Source organism: Acinetobacter sp. YK3 (genome assembly GCF_001729365.1).
Taxonomy (GTDB): domain Bacteria; phylum Pseudomonadota; class Gammaproteobacteria; order Pseudomonadales; family Moraxellaceae; genus Acinetobacter; species Acinetobacter vivianii.
In genome coordinates, this window is the sequence record NZ_LZPJ01000080.1 from 24,088 (window position 1) to 45,168 (window position 21,081).

Genomic DNA, 21,081 nt, shown 5'->3' on the forward strand with positions numbered 1-21,081 from the left:
ATTATGCAATTCCGCAAGCGCTGGAATCTTGGCATCATGTGGTGAAAATTTTTCGAGTGAGAATAAGATGTCACAAGGACTTTTAGCTGGTAAACGTTTTTTAATTGCCGGTATTGCAAGTAAATTATCAATTGCTTACGGTATTGCCGCAGCGTTACACCGTGAAGGTGCAGAGCTCGCGTTTACTTATCCAAATGAAAAGCTGAAAAAACGTGTTGATGACTTTGCAGCACAGTTTGGTTCAACTTTGGTTTTCCCTTGTGATGTTGCTGTTGATCAAGAAATTGACAATGCCTTTGTCGAGTTGGCAAAACACTGGGATGGTTTGGATGGTGTGGTGCATTCAATTGGTTTTGCGCCAGCGCATACGCTTGATGGTGACTTTACTGACGTGACCGATCGTGACGGTTTTAAAATTGCACATGACATTAGTGCATATAGCTTTATCGCGATGGCTCGTGCGGCTAAACCATTATTACAAGCGCGCCAAGGTTGTTTATTGACTTTGACTTATCAAGGTTCTGAGCGTGTGATGCCGAACTATAACGTGATGGGTATGGCGAAAGCATCGTTAGAAGCAGGCGTTCGTTATTTAGCATCAAGCTTGGGCGTAGACGGTATTCGTGTGAATGCAATTTCTGCGGGCCCAATCCGTACTTTGGCAGCATCAGGCATCAAGTCTTTCCGTAAAATGTTAGATGCCAATGAAAAAATTGCGCCATTAAAACGTAATGTGACCATTGAAGAAGTGGGCAATGCTGCATTGTTCCTGTGCTCGCCATGGGCTTCGGGTATTACGGGTGAAATCATGTATGTTGATGGCGGTTTTAATACGGTTGGTATGAGCCAAAGCATGATGGATGATGAATAATTAGATTGCTCTAAATTATTAAACAAAGCCGCTTTTATAGCGGCTTTGTTTTTTCAAAACTGTGGAAATAACGCCTGCGTTAGGCGATTTCATCTTCCAGCCCACTTTAGCTCATTTTTATAAGTCGCAAACAGCTGGGCGACTATGGATAACATTTCGTTAAAGCATTGCACAATTTCTACCCAACTAGCCTCTGGAAATTTATGGTCCTCCGAGCTTACTTGGAATTGAACCGTTCGCTCCTCATCATTCCCAAAGGATTGAATTGAATCGAAAACCTGCTTTTCAGAGAAATGAACATATCCCGAGGTGTATTTGTATGTATTTTTAACCCAAGGGTGCTTTTCGCTCATCCGCTCTATCAGGTATCCGTCCCTGAGTTGTTTTCCATCACGACACTTGAACTTGTGCAAAGGCTTACCACCAATGACGGCCAATGCCATTCCCGAAGGGTCATCTACATACGTATATGCCAAGAAGCGACTTACCGTATCCAACTGCATTCGAACTATCGCCCGCGAGCAAGTCATGTTTTTAGCATTGACCAAATCGCGCAAACCAGTGGCTAGACTTAAAGATCGTTTAGTGACGCCAATAACTACGATGTCCAAGATATACATAGGCCCGCCTTCTCCACCGAGCGTTTCCATACCAATCTTTGGAAAGTCCTCTATCCACTGATCTAACACTTGAAGTTCTCGACCAAGATTCATAATTACCTAGCTACAGTTACATAGCAAATTTTCCGAATAATCAAAATGAAAATGCCATATAACTAATTTTGTGCTTATCCAACATAATTATATTTTGATCAGCACATAAAACAGCAATATTTACGTCAATAAAAAAACTAGTAAGCCTTATTTCATAATTTTTAACACAACAATAAACGATCAGTTGAAAATATCTCAATGAGTATAACTAATCATTTGTCATCTCATACTTTATATGCTAATTAATGCTGGTTTTTGTTTAATCGAAAATTCTAAAGAGAATGACGATAAATATATTATTTTTAGCTTTCGGGGTAGGTTAAAACGTGAAGAAAATAGCTGTTGTTTTAGGATTAGTCACTCTTCTTTCACTTCAAGGTTGTGCCGCAGTGATGGCAAGTAACCAGCCACATAAAAAGAATATGACTGTTTTAGAAGTGGGGAAGCATCGAAATTATGTGATTTCTGAATTGGGCGCACCTGTCACTTCAGAAACAGTGAATGGTGAACGTAAAGAGATTTATACCTTCCAGCAAGGCTACTCAAAAGCAGCCAGAATCAGCCGTACGCTATGGCACACGACTGCGGATATTGCCACCATTGGTCTATGGGAAGTGATTGGCTCTCCAACCGAGATGTATTTCAATGGTCAGAAACTTTCTTATGAAGTTGTTTTTGATGATCAGGACAAGATTAAACGTATTCAACAGATCCAGAATAATCCAGATCTGGTGAAAGAATAAGCGCGCAAAACAATAGCGCTAAGGCTATTGTTTCGGTAGTTCTTTTACAGGGCTTCCACCAAGTGCCTGCATCAAGGTGACATACGCATTGTATTGATTCTGCTTGGTTTCAACCAAGCTGAGTCGGGCATTACGTGTAGTTTCCTGTGCATCTAGTAAATTCTTTAAGGCAATTGCACCATTGCGATAACGCACTTCGGTTAAGCGTTCAGTTTTATCTGCTAGCTCGACATTACGTTGCTGTAACTGTACTTGCTGATTCAGTTGAGTGCGATTGGATAAGGCATTTTCCACATCAGCAAAGGCTTGATAAAGCGTCTGACGATATTGAGTAATCGCTTTATCATACTCAAGATCACTGATTGCAATATCTTTCTTCATATCATTATATTGCAGGAAAGGTAGGCTTAAGCTCGCACCCAAGGTTAAAGCAGGATTCTTCAATAACTGAGTTAATGATGTGCTTGTAGAGCCGAGACTTCCCGTCAGGTTAATCGACGGATAATAGCTGGCTTTAGTCGCATCTTTAGTGGCTAAGGTTTTACGCAAGCGTAATTCTGAAGCCTGTAAGTCTGGACGGCGCGATAAAATATCAGCAGGTAAGCCTGTAGCGATACTTGGCAAAGCATTGCGCGGTAATTGTGCAGGTTCCTTGATATTCAATTGTTGCACTGGCTCATGTAGTAAAACGGCAAGGGCAGTACGGGTCTCAACACGTTGCTGTTCAATCTGACTTAAACTGGCTTTCTGGCTTTGTACCGATTGCTCTGCCTGAGTGAGATCCAGACCAGAAACTGCACCCGCCTTGTATTGCGACTGCACTAGAGAATAGGTTTTTTGAGTCGAAGCCAAGTTCTGTTGAACAGTTTGATAACGCTCATTCAGATAACCCAGCTGCCAATACAGTTTCGCCGTTGTGCCAACCAGACTTTGTGCAGTGGCTTGCAAGTCTTGTTCACTTGCTAAAGCTTCCCAACGGCTGGCTTCTGTTTGGCTGGCAAGCTTGCCAAATAGATCAAGTTCATAGCTGACCCCCGCGCTGGTGGTTAAACCACGATCAGAGCCATTACCTGAACGTAGGTCATAACTATGACCAGTGGAAACCGTAGAGCTGGTACGCAGGCCTTGTTTATTTTCAGTCAAATCCGCTTGTAAGCGGGCTTGTTTCAGGGTGATGCCTGCGACGCTTAAATCACTATTTTTTGCCAGTACCTGATCGACCAATTGATTCAGTTGGGCATCATTAAACAGTGTCCACCATTGATCAGTTAGATTCACATTCTTATTTTTTTGCGCATCATACTGAAACTGTTGAGGTACTTGTACTGTTGGGGCGTTATAGGGGGTTTTCACCACAGCAGAACAGCCAGCCAAGGAGCCAGTGAGTACCAGTGCAAGTCCTAATTTTGTGAATTGAAAAGACATACTCAAATTCCTTACTCTCTCGCTAAAGCAGCAACTGGGTCGAGTTGTGCCGCATTTCTTGCTGGCAAGAAGCCAAATACAATACCAATCAGACTTGAGCAGACAAAAGCTGCCACAATCGAGGTGGTTGAATAACTCATTTCAATCACACCTTTGGCGAAGTGACCAATAATCTGCCCAATCCCTAAAGACAGCAGTACGCCGAGTACACCACCCAATAAACAGACCAGAATGGCCTCGATCAGGAATTGCTGCAAAATATCACTTTGACGAGCGCCCACTGCCATACGCACCCCAATTTCCTGAGTACGTTCGGTTACAGAAACCAGCATAATATTCATTACCCCAATTCCCCCAACCACGAGCGAAATCACGGCAATTGCAGAAATTAGCAAGGTCATGGTGGCCGTAGTCTGTTGAATGGTTTCACGAATACTGTCAGAGTTTTGGGTAAATACATCCTGTGCGCCGTGACGCTGTTCCAGCAAGGTCAGAATTGCATTTTCAGCAGCACTACTTGGATATTCGTCTTTAATACGCACAATGATGCTGCGAACATTGGACTGACCCAACATACGGCTCATCACCGTCGAGTAGGGCAGGTAAACATTCAGGCTGTCAGAACTTCCCATAAAGCCTTGCTGTGCATCAATCACACCAATAATACGGCTTGGTACACTGCCTAATAACAGCACCTGACCGACAGGATTGGTACCATCAGCAAAGAAGGTCTTTTCTGTGTTGGTATCAATCACTACATCTTGGGCACGTTGTGTCACGCTGGCCTTATCAAAAGGCTGGCCCGACTTAAAGGTCATACCGCGTACATAGAAGAAATCCGAGCTGACGCCATTTACAGTCGCTGCGGCTTCAGTATCTTTATAACGCAGCGTCAGACTGGTATTGGCTGAAGGACTGACCCCATCCACATAAGGCTGTTCTGCCAATGCTTCAGCATCAGCAGGGATCAGCGTTTTGGCTTGTGAGGTACGTGAGTTATCACCAAAACCACGCCCTTGATAAACGGTAATGGTGTTGGTTCCCAGACTACTGATATTTTCCAGAATCTGCTTTTGTGAACCATTCCCCAACGCCACGACCGAGACCACTGAGGCGATCCCGATAATGATTCCGAGCATGGTCAGGAAGGTTCGCATCCGGTGTGCATTCATCGCAAGCAAGGCCATACGGAATGCTTCACCAAGGCGATCAAAGAAAGAACGCCAAGCGGAGGTTTTTTTCTGTGGAGTCCGTTGCAGCGTTTGATGTTCTAAATCGTTATCTTCATTTTCAGGCACATTGGCACGGTCTGAAATAATATTACCGTCACTGATTTCGATAATACGGGTCGCATTTTTCGCAACATTCAGATCGTGTGTGACTAGAATAATGGTATGGCCTTTGGCATTCAGCTCACGCAAAATGCGCATCACTTCAATACCACTATTCTTATCTAGTGCACCTGTCGGCTCATCGGCAAGGATGACATCACCACCGTTCATTAAGGCACGAGCGATGGATACACGTTGTTGCTGACCACCTGAAAGCTGGCTTGGGCGATGATGTAAACGTTCTTCCAGTCCGAGTTCTGATAATAATTTAGCAGAACGTTCCTGACGTAGATGACTGTCGACACCCGCATAAATCGCAGGAACTTCAACGTTACCTGAGGCACTTAAATCCCCAAGTAAATGATAGCGCTGGAAAATAAAACCAAAATATTCACGGCGTAATTGGGCCAGTTCATCAGGCTCTAGCTGACGTGTTTCACGACCATTGACCTGATAGCTGCCCGCAGTAGGTTTGTCCAGACAACCCAGAATATTCATCAGGGTCGACTTACCAGAACCAGACTGCCCGACGATCGCAACCAGTTCACCTGCATAAATCTTGAGGTCGATTCCTTTTAGAATCTGGACAGTACCTTCACCCGCAGGAAACTCACGGGTGAGGTTACTAACCTCAAGCAATGGCTGTGATGAATGTGTTTGATGTTGAGTCATATTACATTCTCATTGCACGTTGGTTGCTACGTTTTGCAGCTTCATTTGAGCTGTCAGAGGCATCGGCAATCACCACTTGATCACCTTGTTTCAAGCCTTTAAGTACTTGTGCAGTAACACGGTTGTTTAAACCAATTAATACAGGTTGTGGTTGTGCTGAACCATCAGCCTGTAAGACACGTACCATACCTGTAGAGGCTTTACCTTGTGCAACAAGCGCTTTTTCTTCTTCACTCAGCTCTAGACGTTTTGGACGTTGCGCTTTGTCACTATCTGATTTTTTCGTTTGTTCTGCTGATCGATTGCCTTGACCGCCCTTAGCACTACGATTACCACGTTGAGTCTGGATTGCTGCTGCTGGAATGGTTAATGCATTTTTGGCATCAGCAAGTACGATGTAAACCTGTGCCGTCATGTCGATACGAAGTTTGCCATCTTCATTTGGTACATCAAATAATGCGTTGTAGTACACCGCTGCATTCGAAGTCGATGAACTGTTACTGCTGGTGGTTTCGGTATTGATCGAGTTTGGTGCTGGTTCAACCTGACGCAATTTCGCGTAATGTTTCTTGTCGCTGTTACCTAGAGTAGTGAAATAAACGGTTTGGCCTTTTTCCACCTTCATGACATCGGCTTCAGAAATCTGTGCCTTGATGGTCATGGTATCGAGCTTTGCCAGTTTCACAATGGTTGGTGCTGTTTGATTGGCGTTTACAGTCTGGCCTTCTTCGGTCACGATTGCCACGATGGTACCGTCCATTGGCGCAACAATACGGGTGTAGCCTAAATCTTCTTTAGCTGTTGCAAGTGTTAAGCGAGATTGTTCAATCTGTGCATTGATCGATGCAATTTGAGCTTGCGCCGTTTTAAAGTTTGCCAAAGCTGCTTCCAGTTCAGCACGAGAGGTTGCATCTTGGTTGTACATGGCCTGTTGGCGCTTATATTCAGCTTCGACTTTGGCTAGATTGGCTTGCTGTACTGCCAATTGCGCTTGTTGGTTTTTAATATTGGCATCGGCTGTTTTCTTTTCGTTTTCCTGACGAATCGAATCAATCTGTGCAATTAGCTGACCTTGTTTAACTTGGTCGCCTAACTGGACATACATCTTTTTCACCTGACCTGATACCTGCGCACCCACACTCACCATTTTGGTGGCTTCGAGTACACCTGTTGCCAATACCGAGTCTTCAATATCTCCGCGAGAAACTTCAGCACTGATATATTGCGGTGCTTGGGCTTTAGGCTTAAAGAACATCCATCCGAGCGCTGCGATGATAAGCACACCGAGAGCAATCATGATGAGTTTGCGAGGTTGGATTTTTTTAGTGGTTGTTTTTGGCATGGCAGCAGGTCAAAAGTGAGAAACTGAACGTAGTATAAAATTGAAATAAGGATAAAGCGTGAATATTTTTAATCTAGAATGAGAATTATTTTCTATTTTCCTGCTCAGTTATTCTATAAAAATCTGATAAATACTGCGTGCGCCTTGTTCGGCACAGGTGGGAAGGGCCATGCCACCTTTTGATGGAAGTGCAAATTCCCGCGGGTTAATCCGAATCAGATTAGGGGCAAAACGCTCGCTAAAATAACGCACGGTTGGTATCGCCGTACCTGCGCCCAATTCGATGACAATAGGTTGATAATGGTCTTCTAAAAAAGTCGTGAGACGATGCATCTGTTGTTTTTGACGCTGACTGAGCCACGTATAATCATCAAACATCAAGATATTTGGGCGAGCAAGATTGCCGCAGTGAGAACATCGTGGAAGTTGTCCTTGCCATTGGCAATGCTGATGATCAATTGCTGGTGTTAATTCATCTGCTGGCCAGATATCGGATTCACAGGCTGTAAGACATTGTAGATGGTGAATAGAACCATGACATTCATAAATGGATTGTGGATCAAAGCCTGCTTTTTGAAATTGTCCGTCTACATTGGACGTAAATACAAAATAGGGCAGTTTCAAGTATTCAGCCAATTGCCTTAGTGCATGAAATCCAGTATGTGGAAGGGTTTGCCGATACAATGCCAAGCGATGTCCATAAAATCCCCAAGCCAGATCTGGTTGTTGTTTAAAAGCGGCTGGATTTGCGATTTCGGTAAAATCAAGGCGCTGTTTGCCGAGTTCAGGATAAGCTTGCCACATGCCCTGATTACCGCGAAAGTCGGGTAGACCAGAATCGACACCCATGCCTGCACCAGCGCTGATGATCAGGCTATCCGCGGATTTAAACAGATTTTTTATTTGCTCAGTTTGATGGGGATCTAGATGAAAAGACATGTGAATGCCTGTTGTTATTATGAGGAGATGGATTATCTGGTTTTAAGCGGGTTGGGCAAATAGCGTGGTTCCACATAATTCACTCAATGCCTGTAACATCAAGTGTTCAGCATTCTCTTTCGACATACCTTTAATCGATGCATCAATTCGCAATAATAAATCAGGCCAGTTTAAGAACTGTCTTGGATTCAAGCGGCGTAAGGCCTGTTGATATTGCGAAACTTTGGTTTTCCAGATGCCGAGCTGAATCGCATTGTGTGGTTGCTCGAATAGTTGCATTAATAAGCGCATTTCTTTGCTCAGTGTCCACAAAATCAGACTATCTGGTTCACCAGCAGCAATCAGGTACTGATAAATCTTCACGGATTGGGCCAGATTTCCTGCAAGTACCGCATCACTTAAATCATAAGTGGTATAGCGGGACTGATCTTGTAAGCAGGCATAAAGCTGTTCAATCTGAATCTGTTGAATGTCTGGGAACGTATCTGCGACTCGCATCAAGCTGTTTTTGGCAGCCAGCAAGTTATGTTCATGATGCTGCATGAGCCATTGCCAAGCATCATTATTGAGCTGGATATTTAACTTTTCTGCTTCGATGGCGAGGATACGCTGTCGATCTTGCGGATAGGTTGCAGTCAGTGGCACAACCACGCCGTTGGCTTCAACCACCTGAAAAAAAGCTGACTTTAAACTGCTACTGTCTTGTTTCGGCAGAACGATCAATAGCAAGTTATGTTCATTATGTTGAATATAACTTTTCAGTTGTTTCAAGCCATTGGCATCAGGCTTGATATTGCCATGTACTTCAATCGCAAGTTGTTGAGAAAACAGGGACAGGCTATTCAGCGCATTAAAGACATTTTTCCAGTCATTTACGCTACTAATATCGTAGCGCTGGCGTTCAACTTCTTGTTGTTGCCAGCTTTTACGAAATGCATCAAGCAAGTTTTGTTCAAGCAGCGGCTCTTGTCCATGCATGATCCATGCACCGCGAGCTTCATTGACACGTTTTAAGGCTTGAACATAATCCAGTTTCATAATACGTGATTATGGCTGAGCTTTAGGTAAACGGTTGGCAGCAATTTGACGTGTGATCTGCTGTGCCACATCATCAATCACAATACGGTTCAGATACGCTTCTTGTTGATTATCCGTGTTGACTGTTGCCACATCGTATTGGTAAGTGCGAGAAGCGGTGAGTGTACGCGGTTCAGTAATCTTACGGCCCTGACGATCTTCGATCTGGAACGTCACGGTTAAGCGTAATAATACTTCGGTTAATTTACCGTTGAGGAGCTGACGGCGAGGGGTGTAATCTAGAATGCGAAGCACATAGGCATCATTGGCATTGCTGAGTTGTACGCCCGTTGCACTGAGGTAAATGCTGAGTCGGTTTTCAAGCTCGCCCGTGTTGCCAGGCAAGGCTAAAGATAGCTTGTTATACACCAATGGTGCTGCTGTTGGGTTACTTCCTTTCAAATGAAAGCCGCAGCCGACTAAGCCTGCACTTAGGCCTAAAGTGAGAACGATAGCAGCTGCACGTTGCGCTAAGTGCATATTTATTCCTCTATTTATTCATCTTCCCCAAGCCCTCTTTATTCAATTGAGGGGACCTCTCTTTTTTAGTGAAAGAGAGGTTGAAAGGGATTATCAAACAACTAAATTAACGAGTTTATTTGGTACCACAATTTCTTTCTTGGTCGGGCCAGTCAAGAATTGTTGAACTTCTGGTAAAGCTTTTGCCAGAGCCAATAAGTCATCTTTAGACATATCAACTGCGACGTCTAACTTACCACGAAGTTTACCATTCACTTGTACAACAATCGTTTGTGTATTACGTGTTAATGCAGACTCATCGACTTGCGGGAATTCAACTGTAGTGAGTTCCAGACCAAACTGAGTCAATAAAGTTTGACTTAAATGTGGTGCAAATGGTGCAAGCAAGGTAAGAAGCGTCGTGATCGCTTCACGTGCGACAGCAGCATCATTATCATCTTTCGCTTCAAACTTGTTGCTGGCATTGAGTAATTCCATCAATGCTGCAATGGCGGTGTTGAAGGCATGACGACGCTCGATGTCATCACCCACTTTCTGGATGGTTTCATGCGTTTTACGACGTAAATCTTGCGCATCTTTAGAAAGATTTGCAGTATCAATCGCAGTCGCTTGATTGCCTTTTTCAAGGAAGCCTGCCGCTAAACGCCATACACGTTTCAAGAAACGGTTTGCGCCTTCTACGCCGGCATCTGACCATTCCAATGATTGATCTGGTGGTGCAGCAAACATCATGAATACACGTGCTGTATCTGCACCGTATTGATCAATAATCGCTTGTGGATCAATACCATTGTTTTTCGACTTAGACATTTTTTCTTGTCCGCCGATCACAACTTCCTGACCATCACCTGAATATTTTGCAGACAGGATGCGACCTTTCTCATCGCGTTCTAATTCGATGTCAGCAGGGTTGAACCAAGTTTTCTTACCGTTTTCTGCTTCACGATAGAAAGTATCAGCCAAAACCATGCCTTGTGTTAACAAGTTAGTAAATGGTTCATTACCTTGTACCACGCCTTCATCACGCATCAATTTATGGAAGAAACGTGCATAAAGTAAGTGCAGAATTGCGTGCTCTACACCACCGATATATTGGTTCACAGGAAGCCAGTTTTGTGCAGCTTCAGGTTTTACCATACCGCTAGTAAAGTCTGGAGAAGCATAGCGTGCATAGTACCAAGATGATTCTACGAAAGTATCCAATGTATCTGTTTCACGACGTGCATCGCCGCCACAGCTTGGACATTTGGTTTCATAGAACTCAGGCATTTTATTCAATGGGTTACCAGAACCATCTGGAACGACATTAGTCGGTAATACCACTGGCAATTGATCTTCTGGAACTGGCACCTGACCACAACTGTTACAGTTGATCATCGGGATTGGACAACCCCAGTAACGTTGACGAGAAACACCCCAGTCACGTAAACGGAATTGAACTTTAGCGTTTGCCAAAGCTTGTGGTTCTAATTTTGCGAGGAATGCATCGAAAGCCGCTTGGAATGCTAAACCGTCAAACTCACCAGAGTTAACCAGTTTGCCTTCTTTCGAGCCATACCATTCTTGCCATTCAGTTGCAGAATAATCTGCATCATCAGCACCTTTGGCATCAATCACTTGCTTGATGGTCAAATTGAACTTGTTAGCAAATTCAAAATCACGTTCGTCATGTGCTGGTACAGCCATTACTGCGCCAGAACCATAAGACATTAATACGTAGTTTGCGATCCAGACTGGAAGCTCTTCACCAGTTACAGGGTGTTTTACGAACAAACCTGTTGCCATGCCTTTCTTTTCAGCAGTGGCTAAATCCGCTTCTGCTACCGAACCCATGCGGCATTCTTCAATAAATGCAGCCAATTCAGGGTTGCCTGCTTCTGATTGGAGGGCAGCAGCTTTAAGCGCTAGCGGGTGCTCTGCTGCAACCGCAACGTATGTCACACCCATAAGTGTGTCAGCACGCGTGGTATAAACAGTTAAGCCATCAGCATAGATTGCTGAATTGGCAGAAGGGAAGGTGATTTCCATGCCTGTTGAACGACCGATCCAGTTACGTTGCATGGTCAACACTTGTTGAGGCCAGCCGTCTTGTAAGGTATCTAGGTCATCTAATAATTCTTGTGCATAGTCCGTGATGCGGAAGTAGTACATTGGAATATCGCGTTTTTCGACCAATGCACCTGAACGCCAGCCACGACCATTTTCAACCTGTTCATTGGCTAAAACAGTCTGGTCTACAGGATCCCAGTTCACTGTTGAAAGCTTACGATAGATCAAGCCTTTTTTATAAAGCTGTACGAATAACCATTGTTCCCAGTGATAATACTCTGGTGTACAGGTTGCGAATTCACGATCCCAATCGACAGACAAGCCCAATTTTTTTAATTGGTCACGCATATAAGCGATGTTTTCAAATGTCCATTTGGCAGGTGCAACCTGATGTGCAATCGCTGCATTTTCAGCTGGTAAACCGAAAGCATCCCAACCCATTGGCTGTAGGACAGTCTCGCCTTTTAAACGATAAAAGCGGCTGATGACGTCGCCAATTGTATAGTTACGCACATGCCCCATGTGCAGCTTGCCACTTGGGTAAGGGAACATCGACAGGATATAGCGATGTTTACCCTCTACAGTGTCTGCAACTTTAAAAACTTTGCGATTGTCCCAGTCTTGTTGAACTTGAGGCTCAATGGCACTTGCTTGATATTCGGAGTCAATGTGAGAAGTCGTCATAGGGATATGCGATACAACAAAAAAGTAAAGTTAAGATTGCTGCACAGCATAGCGCAAAATTGCAGGAAATGTCAGTTTTTAGATCGGGATTTTATCTGCAAGCTCACCTGTCTTAAAAGTCGCTTGCAGATCAGTACACGCTTTAATGAACAGATTGTGGTGTGTTTGCAGGTGGAGTTTGTGGTTTGACCGTATTTGCTGGCACTTCAGGTTCAGCTTGAGGTACTTGGGGTGCAGTATTCGGGCTAGTCGCTGCATTATCCTGCTGAGGTGGATTCTGTTTCACTTGATGACTGCTGCCATAAGTCGAAACTTTATCCAGTCTTTTTGCACCTTTCGGTGGCGGTGTCGTGGTGTAATGGGTCGAGCCATTGGCATCCATCCATTTATAATATTGCTGTGCATGGTTCTGGCTTGAACACAATAATATTGCTGTTGTTACTAATGTGTATAAGCTTGATTTTAAATAAGATGATTTCATATTTGATCTCCCCAAGAGAATGCTGTTTATATTCGATCAAAATGCTGAATTGAGTCGTTTACAATGCCTATTTTTACTTAAAAAGAAAACAGTTTTTTGACAAAAGGACATTTAAAAAGACCAAATTATTCTGTGAAATATGTTTAAAAAAACAACAGCTAAAAAATATTCGTTAAAAACCTTTTCTTTGTTCTTGACTTTGCTTATGAAAGAAACAAGAATGCTTTCTTAAGTTTTATATGCGCTTATTTGATCACCCTTCGAATAAATGTCATGGCTTGTAATGGACATTCTTTCTAGCCGAGAGAATGATTTTTTGAAATTTGCTTATCCCAGCATATTTTGATTCGAGATGTCATCAAGTTTATACGGCTGATGAGTCTCAGAAAATTTTTCCTATTACAGCAAAAACGAGTAGAATACGCACACTTATAAGAAGTGCAAAAGTTAATGAATAACACACAATTTATGTCTCCCATAAATTGTGCTAACACTAGGGTGAATCACGTTGGAACTTTTATCTGGTGGTGAAATGCTCGTTCGTGCCCTCGCGGACGAAGGCGTAGAGCATGTTTTTGGGTATCCAGGCGGCGCTGTATTACATATTTACGATGCGCTATTTCAACAAGACAAAATTAACCATTACCTCGTGCGTCATGAGCAAGCTGCTGGTCATATGGCAGATGCGTACTCACGCGTAACGGGTAAAACTGGTGTAGTACTGGTCACCTCAGGACCAGGCGCGACCAATACCGTCACTCCAATTGCTACAGCCTACATGGACTCAATCCCAATGGTGATTTTGTCTGGTCAGGTTGCAAGCCATCTGATTGGTGAAGATGCGTTCCAAGAAACAGATATGGTTGGTATTTCTCGTCCAATCGTAAAACATAGTTTCCAGGTGCGTCACGCTAGCGAAATTCCTGCAATTATCAAGAAAGCATTCTATATTGCTGCATCTGGCCGTCCAGGTCCGGTTGTGGTTGATATTCCAAAGGATGCAACCAATCCGGCAGAAAAATTTGCCTACGAATATCCTGAAAAAGTGAAGATGCGCTCATATCAGCCGCCTTCACGTGGTCATTCAGGCCAAATTCGTAAAGCGATTGATGAACTGATTTCTGCAAAACGCCCGATCATTTATACCGGTGGTGGTGTTGTTCAGGGCAATGCTTCTGGCTTATTGACTGAGCTGGCGCATTTACTTGGCTATCCAGTAACAAATACTTTGATGGGCCTAGGTGCTTTCCCGGGCAATGATCCACAGTTCGTGGGCATGTTGGGAATGCATGGTACCTATGAAGCCAATATGGCGATGCATAATGCAGATGTGATTCTGGCAATTGGCGCACGTTTCGATGACCGTGTAACTAATAATCCTGCAAAATTCTGTACCAATGCAAAAGTCATTCATATTGATGTAGACCCAGCAGCAATTTCGAAAACCATTATGGCGCACATCCCGATCGTGGGTGCAGTAGAGCCAGTGCTTCAAGAAATGTTAGCGCAGCTGAAACAGATGAATGTATCGAAGCCAAACTCTGAAGCAATTGCGGAATGGTGGTCTCAGATTAATGAGTGGCGCAAAGTACATGGTTTACGTTACGAAGCAGGTCAGAATGGTGTGATGAAGCCGCAACAAGTGGTTGAAGCACTTGATCGTGTGACCAATGGTGAAGCGATTATTACCTCTGACGTAGGCCAGCATCAAATGTTTGGTGCCAACTACTACAAATACAAACGTCCACGCCAATGGATCAACTCTGGTGGCTTGGGCACCATGGGTGTTGGTTTACCGTATGCGATGGCTGCAAAGCTTGCATTCCCTGACCAGCAAGTGGTTTGTATTACAGGTGAAGCATCAATCCAGATGTGTATTCAAGAATTATCAACATGTAAGCAATATGGCTTGAATGTGAAAATTCTCTGCTTGAATAACCAAGCGCTGGGCATGGTGAAACAGTGGCAGGACATGAACTATGAAGGACGTCATTCAAGTTCTTATGTAGATTCATTACCTGACTTTGCCAAGTTAATGGAAGCTTATGGTCACGTTGGCATTCAGATTAACCACGCAGATGAGCTGGAATCTAAATTAGCTGAAGCGATGGCAATTAATGATAAATGTGTATTCATTAATGTCATGGTTGACCGTACTGAACATGTATACCCAATGCTGGTTGCTGGTCAGTCCATGAAGGATATGTGGTTAGGTAAAGGGGAGCGTACATAATGAGACATATTATTTCTGTACTCGTTGAAAACGAGGCTGGTGCGCTTTCTCGTCTTGTTGGTCTTTTCAGCCAACGTGGCTACAACATTGAAACCCTCAATGTTGCGCCAACTGAAGATGAAACTTTATCTCGTCTGACTTTAACCACTTATGGTGACGATCATAAAATTGAGCAAATCACCAAACAACTCAACAAACTGGTTGAAGTTGTAAAAGTGGTTGACCTTTCAGAAGGTTCACACATTGAACGTGAATTGATGCTGATTAAGGTCAAGGCATTAGGTGCAGCGCGTGCGGAAATCAAACGTACTGCTGACATCTTCCGTGCGCAAATCGTAGATGTTACACCGACGACCTATACGATTCAGATTGCGGGTACGACTGAAAAGATTGATGGTTTTATTGATGCGCTCGCAGAAAATACCATTCTTGAAGTGGTTCGCTCTGGTGTATCAGGTATCGCACGCGGCGAAAAAGTTTTAACAATTTAAAAATCTCCCCCAACCCCTCTTTGTAAAGAGGGGGGATCATCCAGAACGGTAATCCTGGGGGAACCAACAAAAGATCTGTCCTTGCAGAACAAGGGAAATGACAACAATTTTAGCGGAGTAAACAGATGCAAATTTTTTACGATAAAGACTGTGACTTATCTATCATCCAAGGCAAGAAAGTTGCAATCATTGGTTATGGTTCACAAGGTCATGCACATGCACTTAACTTGAAAGACTCTGGCGTAGACGTAACTGTTGGTTTACGTGCTGGTTCAGCATCTTGGAAAAAAGCTGAAAATTCTGGTCTTAAAGTATCTGAAGTTCCAGCTGCTGTAGCGCAAGCTGACTTAGTCATGATCTTGACTCCAGATGAATTCCAATCTCAACTTTATCGTGACGTTATTGAACCGAACATCAAAGAAGGTGCAACTTTAGCATTTGCTCATGGTTTCTCTATTCTTTATAACCAAGTTGTTCCACGTAAAGATCTAGATGTGATCATGGTTGCACCGAAAGCACCAGGTCATACAGTTCGTTCAGAATACCAACGTGGTTCAGGTGTTCCTGATCTTATCGCAATCCATCAAGATGCTTCTGGTAATGCACGTAACGTTGCTCTTTCTTATGCTTCTGGCGTAGGTGGCGGCCGTACCGGTATTATCGAAACTTCTTTCCGTGAAGAAACTGAAACTGACTTATTTGGTGAGCAAGCAGTTCTTTGTGGTGGTGCTGTTGAATTGGTTAAAATGGGCTTCGAAACTTTGGTTGAAGCTGGTTATGCACCAGAAATGGCTTACTTCGAATGCTTACACGAACTTAAATTAATCGTTGACTTGATGTTCGAAGGCGGTATCGCTGACATGAACTATTCAGTATCGAACAATGCTGAATATGGCGAATACGTAACTGGCGTTGAAGTCATCAACGAACAGTCTCGTGAAGCAATGCGTAATGCATTGAAACGTATCCAGTCTGGTGAATATGCGAAGATGTTCATTCAGGAAGGCGCATTGAACTATCCATCAATGACTGCTCGTCGTCGTCAAAACGCAGCGCATGGCATCGAAGTAACTGGTGCTAAATTACGTGCGATGATGCCTTGGATTCAAGCAAACAAGATTGTTGATAAAGAGAAAAACTAATTTCTCGAATCAATTGATTTGAATGCGGAGACCCACTCTATTTGAGTGGGTTTTTTATATTTATCTTTACGTGCCTCAAAAAGATGAAAGCAGTGCTTTTATCTTTTTTCGTACCTTGGATTCAAGCGAACAAAATCGTAGACAAAGAGAAAAACTAAGTTTTTTCTTTAGCTTGAAACGTGCGTTAGCGAAGTAAGACTTCGCTCTTGCACTCGGGCAGAGCGGTGCTCTGCTAGTCCTCGTTCATACCTTGGATTCAAGCGAACAAGATTGTTGATAAAGAGAAAAACTAATTTCTCGAATCAATTGATTTGAATGCGAAGACCCACTCTATTTGAGTGGGTTTTTTATGTTTATCTTTACGTGCCTCAAAAAGATGAAAGTAGTGCTTTCATCTTTTTTCGTACCTTGGATTCATGCAAACAAAATCGTAGATAAAGAGAAGAACTAAGTTTTAGTTTAATCTTTAGAAAGCCCTTGTTTATGCAAGGGCTTTTTTATGTGAGCAGATACAGAGTTATAACAATATGGGCAAAAAAATCAGATTAGTATTGTTTAAGTTTTAAGCTTTTTTTATGAGAGATTGATCACTGATTGAGAATAACAATGCGCTATGATTTTTTCGTAGAGATACGATTCAAAACAAATTAAAAGCAATAAAGTGAAAATTAAATAAACGCTGATAAAGATAAATGGGTCTCTAGGAAATAGTTGAAATAAAAAAATAAGGTTTTTCATCGGCTTGAATTTAACATTTGCTTTTATTCTATTGATTTATAAAGTGAAAAGGACTTGACCTTATGTGAGATGATGCTATTGTTAAGGAAAGTTTATGAATCACAGATTCATTGCTTTTTGGGGTGTGGAAGGTCGTTCGGATTTCGAGCATTTTTGCTCATCAAATAAAAAAAAGTACTGAATAATCATGGAAGTCCTTTATGGTTCACGTTGATTACGATAGCACATTGGTCATCGTTTCCATTTTGGTTGCAATAGCGACATGCTATGCTGCAGTTTCAATGGAAGAACTCGTTTTTAAAGTTGCTTATAAAAAATTTGAAAAAAGCATTTTAGTGGCGAGTGGGCTAATCTTGGGATTAGCGATATGGTCAATGCACTTTGTGGGAATGCTGGCTAGCCATTTGCCAGAAGGGTATCATTTTGATGTTAATTTAACTGTACTGTCCTATTTAGTGGGTGCGGTGGCTTCCATTTTTGCAGTATGGTTAACCTCACGACCCACGTTACCGTTGCCCCGTTTGATTCTCGGTGCCGTTTTTATGGGCCTTGGAATATCGGGTATGCATTACACCGGCATGCTGGCGTTAACGGTTGAACACCACCGCATGCATTATGATCCACTGTTGGTGATTTGCTCGGTACTGATTGCGATTAGTGGTTCTGGTTTAAGTTTCTTTTTCATTTTCAAATATAAAAGCGCTGTCAAATATCGAACTTTACTTAAAGCAATCATCGCTGTCCTGATGGCATTTAGTATTGTTGGCATGCATTATACGGGCATGGCAGCCACCTATTTTGATGAAAGTCTGGCTCAAATCCTGACCTCGGATCAGACCGAACAAAGCGTTTTACTCTTTACTATTATTTTTATTACTAGTCTGGTTTTCGTTGCAGGTTTTGCAGTTGCGGTGTTGGAAGCCCGTCTGGAAGAACGCAATGAACAGCTCACAAAAATTAATAAAGAGTTGGCTACACAGTCCTTACACGATGCACTGACAAAATTACCCAATCGTTTATTTCTGACCGATTATGCTGAAGTCGTATTTAGTCACCATCGTCTGCATGAACAAAAAGCGGCTTTTTTATATATCGATCTAGACCGTTTCAAGTCGGTGAATGATGCTTTTGGGCATCATATTGGTGATCAGCTTCTGATTCAAATGGCGAACCGTTTGCATAATAAATTAGACAATAGCCGCCATAAGCTGTTTCGGATTGGTGGTGATGAGTTTGTCTTAATTGCCGAAAATACGGATATTAATGAAGCGATGCAGCTTGCAGAAAATATTCTGCATTACATTCAGGAAACCTATTTAATTGCGACCAAAGATATCAATATCTCTGCCAGTGTCGGGATTGCCATGTATCCTGAACATGCCACAAATGTGCAGGACATTTTAATTAATGCTGATGTCGCGATGCTGATCTCCAAAGAGCAGGGCCGCAATACCTATACCATGTTCCATTCAATGTCTGACCAGCACGATGTCCGCAGTCAGTCCAAGTTGATTAATGATTTATATAAAGCGGTCGATGAGCAGCAATTTGTTTTATTTTACCAGCCTAAATTTACGGCTAACTACGAAGTCTGTGGTGTCGAAGCCTTGATTCGCTGGAAACATCCAAGTCTAGGATTGTTAACGCCGCAAATGTTTATCGAAGGGGCAGAAAAAACCGGTTTGATTATTCCAATGGGATACTGGGCACTCGAGCAAGCCTGTCAGCAGATCCAGAAATGGGAACGAAATAACAGTGCGTTTTACCCGATTGCAGTCAATCTGTCGGCTCTTCAGTTTGAAAATAAAAAGTTATTTAGCGTACTGGAACAACTGCTCGAGCAGTATCAAATCCAGCCACATCATTTGATCCTTGAAATTACCGAATCAACAGCGATGCATCATATCGATTCCAGTATCCGTACTTTGGAACGCTTGCGGAAGTTAGGGATTCGTATTGCCATTGATGATTTTGGGACAGGTTATTCGAGTTTCCTGTATTTAAAAGACTTACCTGTGGATGAGCTTAAAATTGATCGGGGCTTTTTGATTGACTTGCAGCCGAATTCAAAAGAAGAAGCGATTTTGGAAAGCATTATCCATTTAGCAGCAAAGCTGGGTTTGACTGTGACCGCGGAAGGCGTAGAAACACAACAACAGGCCGATATTTTGACCAGTTTAGGCTGCAATCAGTTGCAAGGCTATCTGTTGGGAACACCTGTAAATGTTGAAAGTCTGGTGCTACATCGCCAGCAGCATTTTGCCTGAGTTATTTATATAGGCTGCTCGGTTTATTAAACCTTACAGCCTGATCTTGCTGAAAATAATTAGTCAGAACGTTGTGCCAGCCACTTGGTGACTACGGGCCAAACGGAATGGGGAGCCTGATTACCTGAGACAAGTCCCATATGTCCGCCCGGGACGATTTCAAATTGTTTATCGGTACTGCTAATTAAATCCATCAGCGGACGTACCGCCTCAGCAGTCACAATAATATCGGTGCTTCCACCTACTGCCAGTACTGAACAATCAATATCTTTTAGATTCGCGGTTTGCTCACCGAATTTCACCATTCCTGTGGAAAGTTCATTATCAATCCAGAAACGTAAAATGATATCGCGCATGACGCCCCCTGGGTAAGCCAGCATATTGTCGACAAAAGAGCTGGAAGTCGCGTGATTAATCACAAACTGACGGTCATTCAGATTTTTAACCAGTTCCCAGTAATTCTTAAAGTTTCCAATCGGATCGGTCAGTTTAAATCCCAAGGTATTTTGCCAGCCGTGGATATGGAAGACGCGACTAGGCACCTGATAGATACGGAACTTGGTATTGCTACGAATCCATTGCGCGGGTGCAGTCAGTTTTTGATAAAACTTGCCCATATAACCTGAATTATGCGTATTAATGGGTGATGCCAGAATCACGATATTTTGAATATTCTTATCTTTAAAGAGAGAGGTGTAGCAAAGCGAAAGTGCGCCACCTAAACTCCATCCATAGAATGAAAGTTGTTGTTGACCGCTATGCTGGCGGATCTGTTCAATAAAATCTGGCATAAAGGTTTTGACATAAGTACCGAGATTATATTTTGCCTGTCGCAGACTCGGTGTACCCCAATCAATTAAATAAACATCAAAACCTTGTGCAAGAAAATAACGGACTAAACTACGATTTGGAAATAAATCATAGATCAGCATGTTGGCTGCAAGGGGAGGCACAATGACTAGAGGAATTCGATGTTTTGCTGTCGTATGATCCGTGGTGTAGTGACGCAAGCTGATAATTTCACGTTGATAGACGATGTCAAAAGGTGTCTTGCCTGAAAGGGCAAGCTGTTGTCCACGAAAGACACGATCTACAGCATTGGCAAAGATATGACGTGCTTGGTGGCTTTTACGGCTATGCAAAATTCTTTTCGCCGTTTGTGTACTCAACAAAGTACGTTTCGCTTTTGGCAATTGAGTCATTGTGAACCTAAAACGTTAAGCTATTACTATTCAGTAGCGGCATATTAGAAGAAAAAGTGCGGCAGCTCAGTGACTCATTTGCTTAACTTATATTCCAAAATGATCAATTTTCTATAAAGTATCTGGCCCAAAAAGGTAAGGATGATTGATTTGATTAGAAATAATCGAATTTAATATATATGAAATTGCATATATATGGAT

At 42.8% G+C, this 21,081-nt stretch carries 16 protein-coding genes; 6 read left to right on the forward strand and 10 right to left on the reverse strand.

Annotated features, from left to right (window positions below):
* Positions 1 to 67: 67 nt before the first annotated feature.
* Entirely contained in the window at positions 68 to 871 is an 804-nt protein-coding gene (locus A9Z07_RS08055) for an enoyl-ACP reductase (RefSeq protein ID WP_032810936.1), read from the forward strand.
* An 89-nt stretch (positions 872 to 960) separates the two neighbouring features.
* On the opposite strand, the gene A9Z07_RS08060 is transcribed toward A9Z07_RS08055, so the two are convergent.
* Entirely contained in the window at positions 961 to 1,584 is a 624-nt protein-coding gene (locus A9Z07_RS08060) for a hypothetical protein (RefSeq protein WP_005255229.1), read from the reverse strand.
* A gap of 326 nt (positions 1,585 to 1,910) precedes the next feature.
* On the opposite strand from A9Z07_RS08060, the gene A9Z07_RS08065 reads away from it, so the two are divergent.
* Complete coding sequence (locus tag A9Z07_RS08065) at positions 1,911 to 2,327, forward strand: hypothetical protein (RefSeq protein WP_004774468.1); 417 nt, start codon at positions 1,911 to 1,913, stop codon at positions 2,325 to 2,327.
* A gap of 24 nt (positions 2,328 to 2,351) precedes the next feature.
* Here the strand turns inward: A9Z07_RS08065 and A9Z07_RS08070 are convergent, their stop codons facing one another.
* The 8 genes from A9Z07_RS08070 to A9Z07_RS08105 form a co-directional block, all read right to left on the reverse strand.
* Entirely contained in the window at positions 2,352 to 3,752 is a 1,401-nt protein-coding gene (locus A9Z07_RS08070; protein ID WP_069577891.1) for an efflux transporter outer membrane subunit, read from the reverse strand.
* Positions 3,753 to 3,763: 11 nt separating this feature from the next.
* Positions 3,764 to 5,755, reverse strand: coding sequence for a MacB family efflux pump subunit (locus A9Z07_RS08075; protein ID WP_004774472.1), 1,992 nt, complete (start codon positions 5,753 to 5,755; stop codon positions 3,764 to 3,766).
* A gap of 1 nt (position 5,756) precedes the next feature.
* Positions 5,757 to 7,097: a MacA family efflux pump subunit gene (locus A9Z07_RS08080; protein WP_069577892.1), complete on the reverse strand. Its 1,341-nt coding sequence runs from the start codon at positions 7,095 to 7,097 to the stop codon at positions 5,757 to 5,759.
* Between the two features lie 108 nt (positions 7,098 to 7,205).
* Positions 7,206 to 8,036, reverse strand: a complete 831-nt coding sequence (locus A9Z07_RS08085; RefSeq protein WP_069577893.1) for an SIR2 family NAD-dependent protein deacylase — start codon at positions 8,034 to 8,036, stop codon at positions 7,206 to 7,208.
* Positions 8,037 to 8,078: 42 nt separating this feature from the next.
* On the reverse strand, positions 8,079 to 9,074 hold the full coding sequence (holA, locus tag A9Z07_RS08090; RefSeq protein WP_069577894.1) for a DNA polymerase III subunit delta: 996 nt from the start codon (positions 9,072 to 9,074) through the stop codon (positions 8,079 to 8,081).
* 9 nt (positions 9,075 to 9,083) lie between these two features.
* Complete coding sequence (gene lptE, locus A9Z07_RS08095) at positions 9,084 to 9,593, reverse strand: LPS assembly lipoprotein LptE (RefSeq protein ID WP_047431615.1); 510 nt, start codon at positions 9,591 to 9,593, stop codon at positions 9,084 to 9,086.
* A 93-nt stretch (positions 9,594 to 9,686) separates the two neighbouring features.
* Positions 9,687 to 12,326 carry a leucine--tRNA ligase gene (gene leuS, locus A9Z07_RS08100; RefSeq protein WP_069577895.1) on the reverse strand — a complete coding sequence of 880 codons (2,640 nt, stop codon included), beginning with the start codon at positions 12,324 to 12,326 and terminating at the stop codon, positions 9,687 to 9,689.
* A gap of 142 nt (positions 12,327 to 12,468) precedes the next feature.
* On the reverse strand, positions 12,469 to 12,807 hold the full coding sequence (locus A9Z07_RS08105; RefSeq protein ID WP_004774484.1) for a DUF4124 domain-containing protein: 339 nt from the start codon (positions 12,805 to 12,807) through the stop codon (positions 12,469 to 12,471).
* A gap of 508 nt (positions 12,808 to 13,315) precedes the next feature.
* On the opposite strand from A9Z07_RS08105, the gene A9Z07_RS08110 reads away from it, so the two are divergent.
* The 4 genes from A9Z07_RS08110 (at position 13,316) to A9Z07_RS08125 (ending at position 19,678) form a co-directional block, all read left to right on the forward strand.
* The gene (locus A9Z07_RS08110) at positions 13,316 to 15,040 is read left to right on the forward strand and encodes an acetolactate synthase 3 large subunit (protein WP_069577896.1); all 1,725 of its coding nucleotides are present in this window, start codon (positions 13,316 to 13,318) and stop codon (positions 15,038 to 15,040) included.
* Complete coding sequence (gene ilvN / locus A9Z07_RS08115) at positions 15,040 to 15,531, forward strand: acetolactate synthase small subunit (RefSeq protein WP_004655854.1); 492 nt, start codon at positions 15,040 to 15,042, stop codon at positions 15,529 to 15,531. Before A9Z07_RS08110 ends, ilvN begins: the two co-directional genes overlap by 1 nt.
* Before the next feature lie 125 nt (positions 15,532 to 15,656).
* On the forward strand, positions 15,657 to 16,673 hold the full coding sequence (gene ilvC, locus A9Z07_RS08120; RefSeq protein WP_004774488.1) for a ketol-acid reductoisomerase: 1,017 nt from the start codon (positions 15,657 to 15,659) through the stop codon (positions 16,671 to 16,673).
* 938 nt (positions 16,674 to 17,611) lie between these two features.
* Positions 17,612 to 19,678, forward strand: coding sequence for a putative bifunctional diguanylate cyclase/phosphodiesterase (locus tag A9Z07_RS08125; RefSeq protein WP_005255210.1), 2,067 nt, complete (start codon positions 17,612 to 17,614; stop codon positions 19,676 to 19,678).
* Between the two features lie 59 nt (positions 19,679 to 19,737).
* Here A9Z07_RS08125 and A9Z07_RS08130 read toward each other — a convergent pair whose 3' ends face one another.
* Complete coding sequence (locus tag A9Z07_RS08130; protein ID WP_069577897.1) at positions 19,738 to 20,880, reverse strand: alpha/beta fold hydrolase; 1,143 nt, start codon at positions 20,878 to 20,880, stop codon at positions 19,738 to 19,740.
* Positions 20,881 to 21,081: the final 201 nt, after the last annotated feature.